This is a genomic window from Caballeronia sp. GACF4 (assembly GCF_023631025.1).
GTDB lineage: Bacteria > Pseudomonadota > Gammaproteobacteria > Burkholderiales > Burkholderiaceae > Caballeronia.
In genome coordinates, this window is sequence record NZ_JALQDW010000020.1 from 203,276 (window position 1) to 219,023 (window position 15,748).

13 protein-coding genes, 1 pseudogene and 1 riboswitch are annotated in these 15,748 nt (G+C 61.7%); of the genes and pseudogenes, 6 read left to right on the forward strand and 8 right to left on the reverse strand.

The window, feature by feature from the left end:
• Positions 1-69: 69 nt before the first annotated feature.
• The 3 genes from NCR40_RS20340 to NCR40_RS20350 are packed head-to-tail and all read right to left on the reverse strand — an operon-like array spanning position 70 to position 7,269.
• A complete protein-coding gene (locus NCR40_RS20340) occupies positions 70-621 on the reverse strand; it encodes an LpoB-related protein (RefSeq protein WP_250467609.1) in 552 nt (183 codons plus the stop codon).
• Positions 622-653: 32 nt separating this feature from the next.
• On the reverse strand, positions 654-4,532 hold the full coding sequence (locus NCR40_RS20345; RefSeq protein ID WP_250510463.1) for a tetratricopeptide repeat protein: 3,879 nt from the start codon (positions 4,530-4,532) through the stop codon (positions 654-656).
• Entirely contained in the window at positions 4,522-7,269 is a 2,748-nt protein-coding gene (locus tag NCR40_RS20350) for a bifunctional glycoside hydrolase/polysaccharide deacetylase family protein (RefSeq protein ID WP_250510464.1), read from the reverse strand. The genes NCR40_RS20345 and NCR40_RS20350 overlap by 11 nt, the downstream gene beginning before the upstream one ends.
• A 382-nt stretch (positions 7,270-7,651) precedes the next feature.
• A riboswitch (cyclic di-GMP riboswitch) is annotated at positions 7,652-7,732 on the forward strand.
• A 100-nt stretch (positions 7,733-7,832) separates the two neighbouring features.
• Here NCR40_RS20350 and NCR40_RS20355 point away from each other — a divergent pair.
• On the forward strand, positions 7,833-8,591 hold the full coding sequence (locus NCR40_RS20355; RefSeq protein WP_250467612.1) for a spherulation-specific family 4 protein: 759 nt from the start codon (positions 7,833-7,835) through the stop codon (positions 8,589-8,591).
• Between the two features lie 42 nt (positions 8,592-8,633).
• Here NCR40_RS20355 and NCR40_RS20360 read toward each other — a convergent pair whose 3' ends face one another.
• From NCR40_RS20360 to NCR40_RS20375, 4 genes are all read right to left on the reverse strand, one after another.
• A complete protein-coding gene (locus NCR40_RS20360; RefSeq protein ID WP_309848310.1) occupies positions 8,634-9,341 on the reverse strand; it encodes an SDR family oxidoreductase in 708 nt (235 codons plus the stop codon).
• 50 nt (positions 9,342-9,391) lie between these two features.
• Entirely contained in the window at positions 9,392-10,225 is an 834-nt protein-coding gene (locus NCR40_RS20365) for a helix-turn-helix domain-containing protein (protein WP_250510465.1), read from the reverse strand.
• A 9-nt stretch (positions 10,226-10,234) separates the two neighbouring features.
• Positions 10,235-10,792 (reverse strand): carboxymuconolactone decarboxylase family protein, encoded by a 558-nt coding sequence (locus NCR40_RS20370; RefSeq protein ID WP_250510466.1) that lies wholly within the window; start codon positions 10,790-10,792, stop codon positions 10,235-10,237.
• A gap of 104 nt (positions 10,793-10,896) precedes the next feature.
• Positions 10,897-11,274, reverse strand: coding sequence for an ester cyclase (locus NCR40_RS20375; protein ID WP_250510467.1), 378 nt, complete (start codon positions 11,272-11,274; stop codon positions 10,897-10,899).
• Between the two features lie 154 nt (positions 11,275-11,428).
• Between NCR40_RS20375 and NCR40_RS20380 the strand changes: the two genes are divergently transcribed.
• The 3 genes and pseudogenes from NCR40_RS20380 (at position 11,429) to NCR40_RS20390 (ending at position 12,838) form a co-directional block, all read left to right on the forward strand.
• Positions 11,429-12,220 carry a 3-hydroxybutyrate dehydrogenase gene (locus tag NCR40_RS20380; RefSeq protein WP_244828935.1) on the forward strand — a complete coding sequence of 264 codons (792 nt, stop codon included), beginning with the start codon at positions 11,429-11,431 and terminating at the stop codon, positions 12,218-12,220.
• Positions 12,221-12,263: 43 nt separating this feature from the next.
• Positions 12,264-12,536: pseudogene (locus tag NCR40_RS31635) on the forward strand (chemotaxis protein); the annotation flags it as partial.
• Between the two features lie 68 nt (positions 12,537-12,604).
• The gene (locus NCR40_RS20390) at positions 12,605-12,838 is read left to right on the forward strand and encodes a hypothetical protein (protein ID WP_244828936.1); all 234 of its coding nucleotides are present in this window, start codon (positions 12,605-12,607) and stop codon (positions 12,836-12,838) included.
• Positions 12,839-12,852: 14 nt separating this feature from the next.
• Here NCR40_RS20390 and NCR40_RS20395 read toward each other — a convergent pair whose 3' ends face one another.
• A complete protein-coding gene (locus tag NCR40_RS20395; RefSeq protein ID WP_250467679.1) occupies positions 12,853-14,868 on the reverse strand; it encodes an AI-2E family transporter in 2,016 nt (671 codons plus the stop codon).
• A 238-nt stretch (positions 14,869-15,106) separates the two neighbouring features.
• Between NCR40_RS20395 and NCR40_RS20400 the strand changes: the two genes are divergently transcribed.
• Both NCR40_RS20400 and NCR40_RS20405 read left to right on the forward strand, forming a co-directional pair.
• A complete protein-coding gene (locus tag NCR40_RS20400; protein ID WP_244828938.1) occupies positions 15,107-15,289 on the forward strand; it encodes a DUF1289 domain-containing protein in 183 nt (60 codons plus the stop codon).
• Between the two features lie 120 nt (positions 15,290-15,409).
• On the forward strand, positions 15,410-15,712 hold the full coding sequence (locus NCR40_RS20405; protein WP_250467680.1) for a hypothetical protein: 303 nt from the start codon (positions 15,410-15,412) through the stop codon (positions 15,710-15,712).
• Positions 15,713-15,748 lie beyond the last annotated feature (36 nt).

The following is a 15,748-nucleotide window of genomic DNA, read 5'->3' on the forward strand; positions in this document are numbered from 1 at the left end:
TCTCGTGCTCATTTCGTATCGGCCTGCATTCTGTATGTCGGCGGCAGGCGGGCAAGCTTGATCGGCGACTTACTGGCGCGCTTGCAACGGCGACAGCACATTGCCGATCAAAGTGGTCGCCACACTCGACAATGCCGAGCGGCTCCAGCCCGTACGCGTTCCCGTTGCGCTCCAGACGACCGAGCCGTTCGCGACATCGATCAGTTCGAAGGTCACGCCCACTACCGGTTCGCCATCTACGCCGGTCTTGTAGCGCCATTCCTCGACCGCGCCCGTCAGCACATAGCGCGCGTTTTGCGAGCGTGCCCATTCGAGCGACTTGTCGCCATCGCCGCGTTGCGCGTTATCGAAGAGCGCGTTGCGGTTGGTATCGGCGGGAGCGATACGTACATCACCGACACCGCCTGCGCGCAGCGTATTCGCCGCGATGGATTCTGCGCTCTTGCCCGCATCCGGCGTTTCCGTGTAGTTGGCGATGGACACGACAGCCACCTTGTCGCCATGCGTGAGCGTCGGGCCGGCCGTCTGACGCACCGTTCCGCATGCGCTCATTGCAAGCGCGAGCGCGGTTGCCGCCACACACCATGCGCCTGAACGCGCGAGTCGTTTGATACCGTGCATGTTGCTTCCCCTTCCGTGGATCCAGAATCGTTTCAATAAAACCAGCTATAGCGCGCACCGATTTGCGTGACCGGCGTACCGAGACGCGACACACGCTGATGCGAGAAATAAAGCGCCGCATGATCGCCGCCGAACACGGTGCCCGCGAGGCCAAGACTGATGGACGGTCCCCAGCCCTGATTCGAGTCGTGCAGCACGCCTGCATCGAAGAATGGCCGCCATGCGCGCGTGTATTGATCGAGCAGATCGTTGCCGAAACCGAAGAACAGGCCGTATTGCGAGTAGCTTTGCGGAATGAAGCTCGCCGCACTCACCGGACCGGCGGTCACCGGAATGAGGCGCGAGATCAGGCCATCGGCGGCGCCACTTGCGCCGTATCCGCCATGCGCGCCCATCAGGCGCAGCGTGTAGTCCGGATAATTCGTGCGAATGCGATAACCGATCTCGCCCGTCGACAGCACGCCGCTACCGAGATAGTTACGCGCTTGGCTATAGAAGCGATCGGCTTCGACCGTGCCCGTGGCATAGAGGCTTTCCGTCGCGCGATACGTCACGGTGCCTGCGACGTTGTCCTTCACACCGCCCACTTGCAACACTTGCGACTCGCGTGCGGTCTGGTTGTAGCCCGCCTTCACGGCGAGCGACAAAGCGGAATTTCGGCCCCATTCGGCACCCGCCGATACGCTGTAAAAACTGTCGAGCGCTTCGCGGCGGCCCACGGTGACCATGAACGCCGTGTCGTAAGTCTGGCGGCGCGCGAAGACTTCCAACGAGCGATCCACCGAAGGGACATCGGTGAGTTGCGATGAATCCGTCGAATGCTGGAAGCGTTGAACGCCCTTTACGCCGATCATGTATTTGTCCGCGATCTTGAGGCTGCCGCCAAGCGTCTGCTCGATGTAATCGAGCGGATGTTCGACATAACTCGTGACGCTTGCATCGAGCGATTGCGGCCAGGTCAGTGAGGTCTGCACGAGGCGGCCATGCAGTTCATCGTCATAGGGCGCATCTTCGAGGCCTTGAAACGCGAGCTTTTGTGCATCGCCCGGACGATCCACCGCGATCGATGCATCGATACGGTCATAGATCGGCAGGCGCGCCTTCTGATCATCGAGAAGACGTCCCATCGCGGGCTTGTCGTTGTCGGCAAGCGCAATGGCGATCAACTGCTCCGAAGGCTGAACCAGCACGTCGGCGTATTGACGCGCGAGCCAGCGCTTCGCCAACGGATTCGCTTCGTGCGACATGGCCCAGGCAAGCGCGACATCGCGTGCAACGGACGAGGTCAGTCGTGTCTCTTTCGCAGATGCACTCGCGTTCGATGCCTTCAATTGCGCAGCAGGCAAACCGGCCGTATCGCCCAGCAAGGTGCGGCGTGCGGCGGTGTCGTCGTTGCGCCCGGCATCGGTTGCGAGCAGGTTGATGAGCAATGCCTTCGATACATCCGCGTTCTCGAATATCGATGCCAGCGTCACGCGCCGGCCTTGCAGTTGTTCACGCACTTCACTGCCTTGCGACTGGTGCGTCTGCACGATGTTCTTTCCCACCGCCGTGTTCGCGCGAACGGCCGCTTCCTCGTCCTGCATCTGGCGCCAGACATTGCGGCGAATGGACCATGCGAGGTCGCTGCGTCCCGCCATCTCTTGCGCTTCGGCATAGCTCAACTGCCACAGCGGATCACGCGATGCGGACGCCGCTTGCAGACGCAAGTACTTGAGCGCGGCTTCAGGCTTGTTCAAGCGCATATAGGCAGCAGCGAGCGGGCCCCACAACGCGGGCTCTTGCGCAGGCGTATCGCGCCATGGCTTGAGCGCGTCGTGCAATTGCGCATCCGTGCCGTAGTCGACGAGCGTCCAGAGCAATGCCGCGCGCAAGTCGAGCGCGGCACCCGGCAGCGTGACGGCATGTTGAAGATCGGCGAGCGCATCGAGCGGACGGTTCGTCTGTCGATAGTATTCGGCGCGAATGCGCAGGAACGACGGCGACTCGGACGCAACGGCGAGTTGCTCCGGGCTCAGGCTTTTGAGCAATGCATCGGCGCGATCGTATTGCTCGGCATCGGTGTGATAGTGGACTGCGCTTTCCAGTGAGCGCGGCGAACGATCGCGGCGATACTGCAACTCCGAAGTGCGAGCGGCATCGACTGGATAAGCGTCGTAGAAGTACGTCATGGCGCTCAAGTCTTCGGGCGTGGCCTCGCCGCTTGCAAGCAGATGCTTGTACGCGTCGTTGGCGATGTCATCCCGTTGCAGAAGACGCGCGAGTTGCGCCGCGTTGCACCAGAACAGAATGTCATCGTTCCTGGCGCCTTGGCGTGCAGCGAGCAAGGCATCGAGCGCACCCTTGTAGTCGCCATGACGATACAAAAGGCTCGCGGTGCGCAATGCGTATTGCGTGTTCGCCGGATTGCGCTTGTTCAGCGCGCGATAAGCGGCGAGCGCTTCGTCGTCGTGGCCCGAGCGTTCCGCGAGTTGGCCAAGCCGCAAAACGATGGCCTCGTTCGATATCGTGCGCTGACGGGTGCGCAGGAACGCCAGTGCATCGTCCGGACGGCCGAGACGTTCGTATGCCGCGACGACCGAGTCGAGCAGCTTGAGATCGGCGGGTGCGGCATTCGATGCCTGGATCAACGCGGCGAGATACGCGTTGTCGTCGTTGAGCATCGGAGCCAGACGCATGACGTTTTTCCAGCCTTCCGGGTCGTGCGTGGCTTGCGCGTAAGCGAGCCACATCTTGAGCGCGAGCGGCGACGCGTGATTCCATTCGGATACTTGAGCGAGCCGCTTCGTCCACACCGTCGAGCCGGGATTCTTCTCGACCTGTTCGCTCGCGACGCGCTGTGCGTTCTGCAAGTCGTTCGATTCGAGGAACGATTGGTACAGGAGACCCGGGACATCGTCCGTGGCGTTCGGAGCCGATGCAGGCGTGGCAACACGAACGACATGCACATCGTGACGGTGCGTATGCATCGGCTGCGAACCATCCATGTACGCATATTCTTTCTGTGATGCGCGCTCGCGAAGATACGCGACCAGCCGTAGCGCGCCGTCTTCATCCGTTGGCTGCGCTTGCGCATAACCCGCGAGCGCCTTTGCATAACGATCCACGAGGTCCGGCCGATGCGCCGCGCGCGCCAGATTCAGCAGCACGACAAGCGTCGCGTGATCGTGCGCGAACGCCGCGCCATGTTCCTTCGCGGCGCCAAGCGCTTCATCGAGCAGATTGCCCGACTGTAGCGCGCGAATGCCGTTGATGAAGCAATCACGCTTCGTATCGAACGTGGGTGCCTTCGCTTGCAAACGGAACCAGCCTTCCGCCGCGCCGCGATAGTCGCCGCCATACATGGCAAAGCGCACCACTTCGCGATTCCAGCGCGTCTGTCGTGCCGGGTCCTGCACGGCAAGCCGCGCATAGAGCTGCCCCGCAAGCTGTTGCGCATTCGCGGATGCAGCCGCTTCGGCCAGCATTTGCAGGTCCGCATTCGACCACGACAGCGCCGCCGCGTTGGTCAGTTGCGTGCGCAGGCGAACCAGCGCGGCCTCGCGGCCCGGATCGTTCGCGGGCAATGCGAAGGTCTCGCGCGTATCCACGGTCAGGCGCAGCAACTGTGCGGCGCGATGAAGCTCGTCACCAGGCGCGGCGGCCATGCGGTCAGCAATGCGGCGCGCATCTTCATCGCGCCCGAGACGCACGTATTGCGTGCCGAGCACCGAGAGAATCTCCGTGTTGCCGGGCTGCACGCGCAGCCACGCTTCAAGATAAGCGATGCTGAGATCGCTCGGTGCATCGGTGGATGTCAAGCGGTTGCGCAATCCGCCACGCGGATGCATGAACCATAGCGTGATCATCACGACGCCCGCGAGCAACATCACGAGCCACGTTGGCGCAATACGAGGGCGATTAACGAGCACAGGCGACCTCGACCGGCTTGTAGTTCAAGATAGATCCGACGTCGGCCGACGTGTCGAAGCGCAGGAAATCGCCATCGCGTCGAGCAGCAACGCTCTGACCGTTGACGCGGACCTTGCACTGCTGCGCGTTCGCTACCCTGACGAACGGCTGATAGTGGCCGGCAAATTCGAACTGCATGCCTTGCGGCGTGCGGCTAAAGTTGCGCACGAAACCATTTGCCTCTTCGATATACGGCGCGGTCGTGGTACCGCCCATGGCAAAACGCGCACTGCCGTTATCGATATGGATGTAAGTACCGTCAGGCCCTGGCGCGAAACCCGTGACGCCCGAAGCATCATCGACCGATGGCTTTGCCGCTTGCGGCCAGTGCAATTCCCGCACTTCGCCATTGCCGCGCACGAGCCATTGACCGGACTTCGAATCGATGTCTTTTGCCACCGCGAAGGTATGCCAGTCGAGCACCTTGCGGATGTACTCGCTCACATAGACCGGCATCACCGGCTGCTTGAGTGTCGTCGAAAAGATCTGATCCAACGCGCGCAGCGACGCCACCTTGGTGCCGCTATACATGTGGTAATAGATGTCGATCGGCTTGAAGCGCTGCGGACGCTCGGTCATCGCGAACGTTTCCAGCACGCGCGTGAAGCCATAGAACGGACCTTGCCAGTCGTTCGTATAGACGTTCTCGTCTTGATTCGGCGCATATACCTGATATGCGCCGGGTCCCTTGTCCACACCGACCGGCGCGATATTGGTCCAGCTATTGGCCGACTTCGTGATGACCGTATCGCCGCCATTGAAGTTGTAGACGCCCGCCTCGGCCACCTTGCGCACGACGAAGCCAGGCGGACGGCAGTCGCCGGACCATTGCAGGAGCACGGTCTTCTTGCCGGCAGGTGCAAGACGCGAGTTGATATAGTCGATCGAGCCCGTGATCTCACGATCGATATTGAAGCGATATCCCGGGATATTCAACGAGAACGCCGCGTCGCCACCGCCGCGATCCATCTGTGCGCCCTTGCTGTCGACCTGTTCCCACTGAAACGGATGCGAGTACGTATGCGTGCCGATCTCGACGTGCGGCAGCGCGAACATCTTGCGCGCGATGGCTTCCAGACGGGGCGAGATATCCGGATGCAGACCGGCAGGACCGACTTCGCCTTCGATGACGGAGAGCGTCATCGGCACTTGATAGCGCGTGAAAATCTGCTGATACAACGCTTCGCCCGAGTAGTCGGGACCGGGGAATTCCGCGCGTGAGGCGAAGCCATCGCCATCCACGTGCGACATGAAAAGGCGTCGGCCGTTTTCCGTCGTCACGCTCGGCGCGGGCATGTCTTGCAGATGCAGCGCCGCCTTCATGAAAGCCATTGGTTGAATGGCCCAGCGTTCCTGTTCGATGCTGTCCAACGATACGACTGTGTAAGGACTCAGCGCGTACCCGCCCCACGGCGTGAGCGCGACTTGGTCTACCTCTGCTCCGCTTGCCGAGACGCGCAACAAAGCCTGACTGCGCGGACCCACGCGCACGCCTTGCAGATCGCGCGGTTCCGGTTTCGGGCTGATCTCGAAGCCGATCATCGGATCGCTCTTGACGACCGTGACGGGCGCCGCGAACGTTCCGCCGACCGGTTGCAGATCGAGCGCGGCGCCAGCGGAACCGGCTGAATCGAAACCGAACTGACCGAGAAACGCGACAGGAATGTGATCCGCCATGCGCGCGGCAACCCATCGTTGCCAGACTTGTGCATCGGGCACCGCGCCGCGCTGAATCCATGCGACCACGCCTGCGTAACGGTCGGGTGTGATGTTATCCGGCAAGCGCGACGAAAAGTCGGCGTACTCGACGTCGTAGCCCATGTAATTGAGCGGCGTGGCGAGGTCACGCACCCCCGCGCTTAAATCGAGCGGGTCCTTGGTATCGCGGTCCTGCACGACGAGAATCTTGCGCGGCAGCACTTCTATCTTGCCGATGCCGACCACATCGCGCGCCTTGCTCGTCACGTAAGGCAGCATGCCTGCGGACACGACGCGGCTCGCTGTATCGCGCGCGCACTGCCGGTCGTTGCGATTGCAATACTCGATCGACACGACCGGCACGCCGCTCTGCTGCGTGAATTCGCGCGCCGCCGCCATGCGCCGTGCGCGCAACGCTTCAGGAACTTCCGTGAACTGACCACTTTCGTCTATACCGCGAATCAGCGAATCGCCGACGACCGCATACAGCGCGCTTGCATAGGGCAACGCGCTTTGCGCAATGTTCTCGCCACCCGCGATAAGACGCGCGTCCGGATGCGCCGCATGAATTCGAAGGGCTGCGGCAAGAGCGATTGGCGTATCGAGGAAAAATCCGCGATAACCACGCTGCCACAGCGCTTCGATTTCAGCGGCATTGCCGCTTTGACTACGCGCGATCCATGTCGTATGCGCGAGCGGATGCATGGACGGATCGAAGCCCGCTACCGGGTCGAGGACCACTGCGTCGAATGCCTGCAATTGATCGACAGGCGGATTCGCCGCGTAATAGAAAGCGATATTGGGTTGAGATGCAGCGGACTGTGAAGCGCGCGGCGCATTGGACTGCAGCGCCGCTGCTTGCGCATAAGCGATGAACGGATCAAGGCCCGCCGTGCTCAACAGAACGGCTGCCAATACGCGCATCACGAAACGTTCAGGCGCCCGTTCCGCACGCGCGCAAGAGAACATACCGGCGCGTGCCCGGGTCCACTTCTCCATCGGCAAGATCTTTTCCCCGTTTGATTTTTATACGAGTGCAGCGCGCTTTTCTCAAGGACATCGCCTTGAGGAAATCGTCACCGCAAGCTCATTCGGCTAGCCGCAATCGCGCTACGCAAAGCCCGCGTTGCGCGGGTCGCGAAGCAATATTTTTTTGCTTAAATGCTAAGGGCGCGCACGATAGCACATGACCTTTAGCCGCTCAAGACCGCTTATGCATCGAAAAAACCAGTGCACGTTGCTAGGCATTAACGACCATGTTCAATAGAACTTTAAGGCAAACGTTTGGCGACGCGCTGAGAGATAACGAGTCGTCCAAGCGTCATCAAGCGATGCCAAAGATTCCTTTTATTACGCTAAAGAAATCTCAAAGCCTGCCGTTAGGGGAGAGGGGCAAAACCGGAGTGATCCGGCGACGCAAAACTAAAGGGACTTTCTTAACGAGAGTTTGCCAGTTGCCCGCCGTCTGTGCGGCGGGCCAAAAGACAGCGGCTTGAATGACCGCGTCAGGAGGCTAAATGCTGAACGCAGCTTTGAAATGCTTGAACTGTCTGAAGTGGGCAATGCCTCTCGCCGCCTTGTTGGGCACCGGTAGCACGGCCTTCGCGGCCACAACGGTCAACACGGCCACCAGCGTCGTCATCCCCTCGTATTTCAATGCCACGAGCAGCGTCTCGAACTGGAACAGCTTGACCGCCACCGCGCGCAAGGTTCCGACCACGGCCATTCTGAATCCGAACAGCGGTCCCGGTATCAAGGAAGACGTCGCCTATGCCGCCGCCGTAACACGACTTCATGCGGCGGGCGGCAAGGTGATTGGCTATGTATCGACGTCGTATGCAAAGCGCTCGCTTTCGGCGGTCGTGGCGGACATCAACGCGTACGTGACGCTTTATAAGGTCGATGGCTTTTTCATCGACGAGATGACGGCCGATAGCCAGATGTCGCACGTCCAGTTCTATCAGTCCATCTACAACTACATCAAGGGATTGAAGTCGACATACTCGGTCATGGGTAACCCGGGAACGAACGTTCCCGAGCTTTATGCGAGCCTGCCGACCGCCGATCAGTTCGTGGTCTTCGAAAGCACGGTCAAGAGTTACGCGCGCTATCAACCGATGAGCTGGCAAGCCGCGTATCCGAAGAACCGCTTCGTGCATATGGTGTATGGCGCAACGGCCGCGCAGTTGCCGGGCGTCGTTCAGTATGCGAAGACACATGGCGCGGGCGGCGTGTATGTCACGTCGCTTGCCGGTTCGAATCCTTATAAGGCGCTGCCGCCGTATTGGGATCAGGAAACGGCGGACGCCATCGCGCCTTGAGATCACGGCCACACGAAGCGACGCCGGACACAGGCATCGCATTCAAAGCGCCCGAACGATTCCCCCATCGACGCGGATGTTCTGTCCGGTGATATAGCCCGCGCCGTCCGACAACAGAAACGCCACGGTCTTCGCAATCTCTTCGGTCTTACCGAAGCGCCCTGCCGGAATGCGTGCGACGATCTCCGGCGTTTCCGGCCAGCTATCGATAAACCCCGGCAGCACGGAATTGATGCGAATGTTTTCCGCCGCGTGCCGCTCCGCATAGAGGCGCGTGAATGCGCTCAACGCCGCACGCAACGCCGATGAAACCGGCATCACCGGCTCCGGCGCCACCGCTGCGAAGCTCGAAATATTGACGACGGCGCCGCCGCCCTGCTTCTGAAACACCGGCGTCACGCGGCGCAGCACACGCACCACGTTGAGGATGATGAGGTCGAGGCCTTCGTGCCATTTGGCGTCGTCGAGTGCGAGGAGATCGCCTTTGGGCGGATGCCCCGTGTTGTTCACCACGGCATCGATGCGGCCGTATTTTTCGAGCGTACCTTGCACGAACTTTTCGATATCCGCGTCCTGCGCCACCGAACCCGTCATGCCGAAGCCGTTCAACTGCTCCGCGAGCGTAACGGCGCTGCCCGAAGGCGACATCAGCGCGACTTTGTAGCCGTTGGCCGCGAGTTCCTTCGCGATGGCCGCGCCCATGCCCTTGCCCGCCGCCGTGATCAGTGCAACCTTGTCCGTGGTCGTCATACGTTTCTCCTTCATAGAGTCGAATGAAGCACTCTATGCGCTGCAAGCGCCTATGTCGAGAACGTCGCCAAATGCCGCGCTTCCGTTGCATCGTCGGCGGGAAAGAGACACTCGATGCGCAACTCCTGCGCGGCGATGGTTCGCGGCGTGCCGACCGTCGTCACCATCGAGAAGTAGTCGAGCGCCGTACCTTCGAAAACGAAGCCGAGCGGCACGACCGGCAACGCGGAAGCGCCGCGTGATACTTCCCGCGAGCGCCAGTCGCGCGGCACATCGGGATAAGCGAGCAAGGCATCGAAGAGATTACGCGTGCCTTCATCGACAAACTGCCCTACTGCTTCGCGATGCACGCGTTGCAAGAGACTGCGCGCGACGTTACCCCAGTCCTCGATGAACGGGCGCATGCCCAGCGGATCGAACACCAGATGCAGCATGTTGCGCGGCCCCGTGCGCGCGGACATATCGATGAAACGATTGAAGAAGCGCGGCGCGGCAGCGTTGGTCATCAGCACGTTCCAATGCCGGTCCATGACGATGGCGGGATAAGGCTCGTGCTGACGCAACACGCGTTCGAGCGCGCGCACGACGCCCTGCATCTCTTCGGCGTTCCACGGCGCATCGGAATAGAGCGGCGCGTAGCCTGCTGCAAGCAACAGCGCATTGCGCTCGCGCAGCGGCACGTCGAGCGTCTCGGCAAGATCGAGTACGGTCTGCCGGCCCGGCACGCTGCGGCCGCTTTCGATGAAGCTAATCTGCCGCTGCGATACGCCCGCGTCCAGCGACAAGCCGAGCTGACTCACGCCGCGCACATCGCGCCAGTAACGCAGCAGGTCGCCGATAGCGTTCGACGTTCGACTTTTCTCGGCGTGAGCGGCTGTCGTCATGTGCTTTCCTCAACGTGTCGGCGCTTGCCACGCATACTCGACGAACTGCGCTTCGAGCGGCGGTTGCGTGACGCTACCGGTGTAGTTCGTGATGGTCGATGCCGCCACGACCGCGATTACATCGAGTATCTGCGCGGCGCCGAAGCCGGCATCGATGAAACGCTCTTCGTCCGCACGATCGATCCGGCCGCGCTTGTCGATGAGCGTGCGCGCCAGCGCCGAGAGCGCGGCGAGGTTTACATCGGCGGGCAAGCGTGCTTCGCGGATGGCATCGACATCGGCGCGGCTCACGCCCTGTTGCAACGCGAGCGCCGTATGAAACGCGGCGGCCCATTCGCTGCGGTTCGTCACCGCGTTGGTGAGCAGCAGCGTCTGAATCTGCGGCTCGCTGAGACTGCTCGCGTGCACGCGCTCGAACAAGCCGATGAAGCCATTGATCAGCGTGGGCGATGCAGCCATCGCGCCCGCGATGTTCGGCACGAGGCCGAAGGTTCGTTGCAGGCGTTCGAGCACAGGCTTCGATTGCTCGGGGGCGGTTTGAATCGTATGAACGGTATGGTTCGACATGAGAGGCTCCTTGTTCTCGAACGGTGCAGCCAACATGGCTGCACCGCGATGACGAGAGAGTAGGAGCGCGCGTGAGGCTCGCCAATTACATGGCATGTAATCATTCACAAGACTTGCGCTTCAATCGCCGCCTTATCGATGACCGACCACACCCGCTCGATACGCTCATCGCGAAACCGATAAAACACGTTCTCGCGAAAGCACACGCGCCGGCCGTGTACGGGCACGCCGAGGAACGTCCCTTTCGGCGAGCAATCGAACAGCAGGCGCGCCGCCACCGTCTGCGCGTCCTCAACGAGCAGTTCGATATTGAAATGCAGATCGGGAATCTGCTCGTAATCTCGCTCCAGCATGCCGATATAGCCCGCCAGCGTGCCTGGCACGTCGTTATACGACACCTCGTCGTGAACGAACTGCCCGAGCTTCGTCCAGTCCTTGCCGTTCAGGCAGGCAATGTAGTCGCGGTAAATGAGTGAGAGCATGGGTCGGGCTCCTTGGGGTTGCTGGCAAAGATAACATCGGCTCCTTGCGGCCGTGTTTCAATGCGCGGTGTTTTACGCACTAGGCAAAGTTAGCGACGTTTTGTAAAGTCAGCCGAACGCGCATCTCCCTTCAAACTCATCGAGAAACCCGTCCATGACTCAACTCGCATCGAAATCGCTCGCCGGCAAGACCGCGCTCGTCACCGGCTCGACGAGCGGCATCGGCTTAGGCATTGCCACGGCGCTTGCGCAAGCCGGCGCGAATCTCGTGCTCAACGGCTTCGGCGATGTGAACGGCGCCCTCGCGCAGATCGAAGCCATCGGCGTGAAAGCGGTGCATCATGATGCCGATATGACCAAGCCCGGCGAAATCGAAGCCATGCTCGCCTTCGCCAACGAAACCTTCGGTGCGGTCGATATTCTCGTGAACAACGCAGGCATCCAGCATGTCGCGACCATCGACCAGTTCCCGGTGGAACGCTGGGACGCGATCATCGCCATCAATCTCAGCTCGGCGTTTCACACCATGCGCGTCGCGCTGCCCGGCATGCGCGAGCGCGGCTGGGGACGCGTCATCAACATCGCTTCGGTGCACGGACTCGTCGGGTCGGTCGGCAAGTCCGCTTATGTGGCGGCCAAGCACGGCATCCTCGGACTCACGAAGGTCGCCGCGCTCGAAAACGCGCGAAGCGGCGTGACGGTCAACGCCATCTGCCCCGGCTTCGTGCATACGCCGCTCGTGCAGAAGCAGATCGACGATCTCGCCGCACGCGAATCGCTCTCGCCTGACGACGCCCGCGCGAAGTTGCTCGGCGAGAAGCAGCCGTCGGCGCAGTTCGTGACGACGGAGCAGATCGGCGATCTCGCCGTGTTCCTCTGCTCCGACGCCGCGAGCGAAATGCGCGGTTCGGAGTTGAAGATCGACGGCGGCTGGAGCGCGCAATAAAGCGCCCAGCGAAGCGGCACCGTTATCGGCACGAAACGCACGCCTCGTCACGCGCACGACGCGCCAATGCGTGCTATCGACGAAGCGGTGAACCGCGTATGACGATCATCATGAAGTGGCGAAAGCCAGCAGCGAGCAGGCGGATGGATCGCGCAAGTGAATCAGGCAGTCTCGCATCTCGACGAATTCGACCCAGCAGAACGCGGCGCTGGTCGAACAGGCGGCGGTGACGGCCAAGCGCCCGGCGAAGCGGGCGGTGGTGCTGGAGGAAGCGGTAAGATTGTTCACGGTCGCCGGCCCTAAAGCGACGGCTTGAGTCGGAGTTGGACCGCGAAGGCTTCCGCGCTTGATAATATCGGGCATTGTCAACAAGGAGTGCCCCACATGACCGCAGAAGCCAACCGGCAAGAAGAAGCGCGCGCGATGGAACGCATCGTCAACGCGACGCGCCAGGTTCAATCCGCCTTTCTTGCCTTGCAGAAGCAGTTCGCGCCCGAAGGCGACGGCCGCCCGACGCAACTCGCGCTGACGGCCTTCGACGCCGCCCTGCAAGAGCTCGAAGAGGCGCAAGCCGCATTCGACACCATGCTCAACGACTTGTTCGACGGCAACCGCTAAGGCGGCCGCAGGCTTCAGCCGTTGCGCAACGCCGGCGCGTCCTCTTCGGGCGCGGGCGGTCCTTCGAGCGCGGCTTCGCCATCCGAGGGATCGAGTCCGGTCCATGAGACGCCATCGGTCGATTGACGGCGTGCCGCCGCCACGCATGCCTCGACCAGTTCCTTGAACGACACCGCCGCCGAACTCGTGCGCACCAGCGCTTCGCCCTGCAGCGGACTTTCGGGGAACACGAGTCCCACGATCAGCTCGGCTGCCGGCGCACGCTGATGCAGGCGGCGCAAGAGATTGCGCAGATATGGCGGCGACTCGGCGGCATCGAACGAGACCACGCAGATGATCGACACGCCGTGCAGGTTCACTTCGCCGAAGCGTCCGCGCGAGAAGCGTTCGTAGCCCGCCAGATCGGCGCCCAGCCCGTGCTTCCTAAAGAGTTGCACCGCGATTGTCGCGGCCAAATCGTCCAGTTCGCTGCGCCCTGCAATGCACAACACCGACGCCGTGTGACCTTCCGCTTGCGCGTCGAAATGCGGCGGCGGCGCTTCGTAGGCGAGCGGCACCGCTTCGTCCGGCGACTCCAGACTCGCGGGCGGATCTTCGCGATGAGGCGGCGGCAGCACGGCGGTATCGTCGGTTTCCTCCAGCCCTTCGATGATGTCGAGCGCCGACTCGTTGATGCGCCGCAACTGATCCACCGTCACCACGCCGCGCAGCACGTCGTTGTGCGCGAGCCGCAAGCCCTCGAGCGCGACTTCGTCGTAGTAAGCGATCAGCGAGCGTTCCGTCAGCAGCGATTCCGCTTGCGCCAGCGCTTCGTCGGGATCGTTGGCAAGCAGGCGCTGATAAAAATTTTCCGCAGGGGTGAGCGCTGGCCGGTCGCCGAACAGCACATCGAGAAATTCGAGGCGATCCACATGGCGCCCGAGAATCACGAGGCACAGCGTGAGCGGCGTCGACAGCACGAGACCTATTGGCCCCCAGATCCAGCTCCAGAAGATTGCCGCGACGATCACCGCGAACGGCGAAAGCCCGGTGCTGTGACCGTACAGGAGCGGCTCGACGATCTGTCCCGCCACGATGTCGGTCACGCCGAACAATACGATGGTCCAGATCAGCATGGTCCAGCCGGGGCCAACCGCCGCCGCGAACACCACCGCGACGAGCGCGGCAATCCACGTCCCGACATACGGCACGAAGCGCAGAAGCGCCGTCATCACGCCGAACAGCAATGCGCCCGGCACGCCGATAACCGCGAGCCCAATCGAAATGATGATGCCCACGCTCACGTTGATGCCGAGCTGCGCCAGAAAATAGCGCGAAAGGCGGCGCGCGGCTTCGTCCATCGCGGTGGTTGCCCGATGCAGATCGCGCGAGCCGAATAGGCGTATCAGCCGGTCGCGTAGATCTTCACGCTGCAACAGGATGAACACGGCGACCACCAGCACGATGCCCGTCGTTTCCAGCGGACTGATGACCGGCGAGAGAAAGCGCTGCGCCAGTTCCAGCGGCGACGGCGATGGTTCGTGCACTTCCACCGGCATCGGCTGATCGATCGGCGAGGCGGCGGGATTGTTCTCGGCGGTGCGCTGCTCCTGCTCGCGCGCGGGCGAAATGCGTTTGAGCGCACGCGATGCGCGCCCCAGAAATTCATCGGCGCGACCGACTGTCAGGCGCTGCACCGAGTCGATCTTGCGTTCGACCGCGACCTGATACTTCGGCAGATCGCCCGCAAGTTGCGCGACCTGCGCGCCGATCAGCGCGCCGACAGCCGTCAGCACCGACAACGCCAGCAACACCGCGACGATCACCGATGGCACTTGCCCGAAGCGAATGCGCCGCAACATATCGACGAAAGGCGCGAGCAGAAAGCTCAGCAGAATCGCGAGGATGATCGGAATAAGTACCGCGCGCCCGAAGTACAAAGCGCATATGACGATGACACCAGTCACCAGCGACGCCAGCGCGCGCAGGCCAGGCGCGTCGGGCGGCAGTATTTTGGCGGGTGGACGGCGCGAGCCGGGTGCGGGAGGCATTTGAATTATTCGCTCGCTCGTGAGGAGGGAAAAGCGTCATCGGCGCAACGGACGTGTCACGCATTTGTCCGCATGAAGCAAGCGTCATGCCGCAATTCGGGTCAAAGGTGAGGGTTTGCGGGGCACCGCTTGGCGGCGCTATGAGGATCATCGAAACAATCAGTTGGCGACGCGGGCACGCAGCGTGCGAAATTGTTGGCCCACTGTCACGCCCATGCGGCACTTTCACGGATAAATCATGGGAGTCGATTCGCCCTGCATCAGCATCTGCAAGTTCGATGAAAAGACGGGCTTCTGCATTGGTTGCCTGCGCACGAAGGAAGAATGCAAGGAATGGAAGAAGATGAAGGACAAGCATCGCGTGCGGATAATCGATGAGCGCGGCAAGCGCAAAGCCAAACTCAAGAAACACAAGAAATAGCGCGCGCTTGAGACAAACGCTGGACTGGTCGACGGTAGGGAGATCAGCGTTCGTGGCACGGCGCGGGTCTAGACTCAAGCAATGCGGACCGCTTCGCGCCGCCACCTCGGGAGTTTTGTCATGAACGTTCGCCTTTGTGTTTTTACGGGCTTGTTGCTCGCGGCGTCGAGCGCGTTTGCGCAGTTGCATCCGCCGAGTGCGGAAACGGATATGAGCGCGCCTCAGAACAACCCCAAGCTCATGCCGGACGCGCCGCTTGGAAGCCAGTACCCGACGCACGGGAATGCGCAGGCGGGAGAGTTGAATTTGAATCCGAGCGATCCGCGAGCGCAACTAGTCAATGGACTGCCTAACAACGCGAATAGTGGCGGGTATGGGTCGCCGCTGGCGGGGAACAAGGCGAATGTGCCGCCCCAGAATTAAGGTTGCGCGTGGCCCGCGGCGCCTGATGCGCGTAGC

Excerpts from the sequence above, each read along its gene's own strand:
- NCR40_RS20400 (WP_244828938.1), top strand. The coding sequence starts at position 15,107 with ATGGGAGTCGATTCGCCCTGCATCAGCATCTGCAAGTTCGATGAAAAG.
- NCR40_RS20395 (WP_250467679.1), bottom strand. The coding sequence starts at position 14,868 with ATGCCTCCCGCACCCGGCTCGCGCCGTCCACCCGCCAAAATACTGCCG.
- NCR40_RS20390 (WP_244828936.1), top strand. The coding sequence starts at position 12,605 with ATGACCGCAGAAGCCAACCGGCAAGAAGAAGCGCGCGCGATGGAACGC.
- NCR40_RS20360 (WP_309848310.1), bottom strand. The coding sequence starts at position 9,341 with ATGACGACCACGGACAAGGTTGCACTGATCACGGCGGCGGGCAAGGGC.
- NCR40_RS20370 (WP_250510466.1), bottom strand. The coding sequence starts at position 10,792 with ATGTCGAACCATACCGTTCATACGATTCAAACCGCCCCCGAGCAATCG.
- NCR40_RS20380 (WP_244828935.1), top strand. The coding sequence starts at position 11,429 with ATGACTCAACTCGCATCGAAATCGCTCGCCGGCAAGACCGCGCTCGTC.
- NCR40_RS20365 (WP_250510465.1), bottom strand. The coding sequence starts at position 10,225 with ATGACGACAGCCGCTCACGCCGAGAAAAGTCGAACGTCGAACGCTATC.
- NCR40_RS20355 (WP_250467612.1), top strand. The coding sequence starts at position 7,833 with ATGCCTCTCGCCGCCTTGTTGGGCACCGGTAGCACGGCCTTCGCGGCC.
- NCR40_RS20350 (WP_250510464.1), bottom strand. The coding sequence starts at position 7,269 with ATGGAGAAGTGGACCCGGGCACGCGCCGGTATGTTCTCTTGCGCGCGT.
- NCR40_RS20375 (WP_250510467.1), bottom strand. The coding sequence starts at position 11,274 with ATGCTCTCACTCATTTACCGCGACTACATTGCCTGCCTGAACGGCAAG.
- NCR40_RS20405 (WP_250467680.1), top strand. The coding sequence starts at position 15,410 with ATGAACGTTCGCCTTTGTGTTTTTACGGGCTTGTTGCTCGCGGCGTCG.
- NCR40_RS20340 (WP_250467609.1), bottom strand. The coding sequence starts at position 621 with ATGCACGGTATCAAACGACTCGCGCGTTCAGGCGCATGGTGTGTGGCG.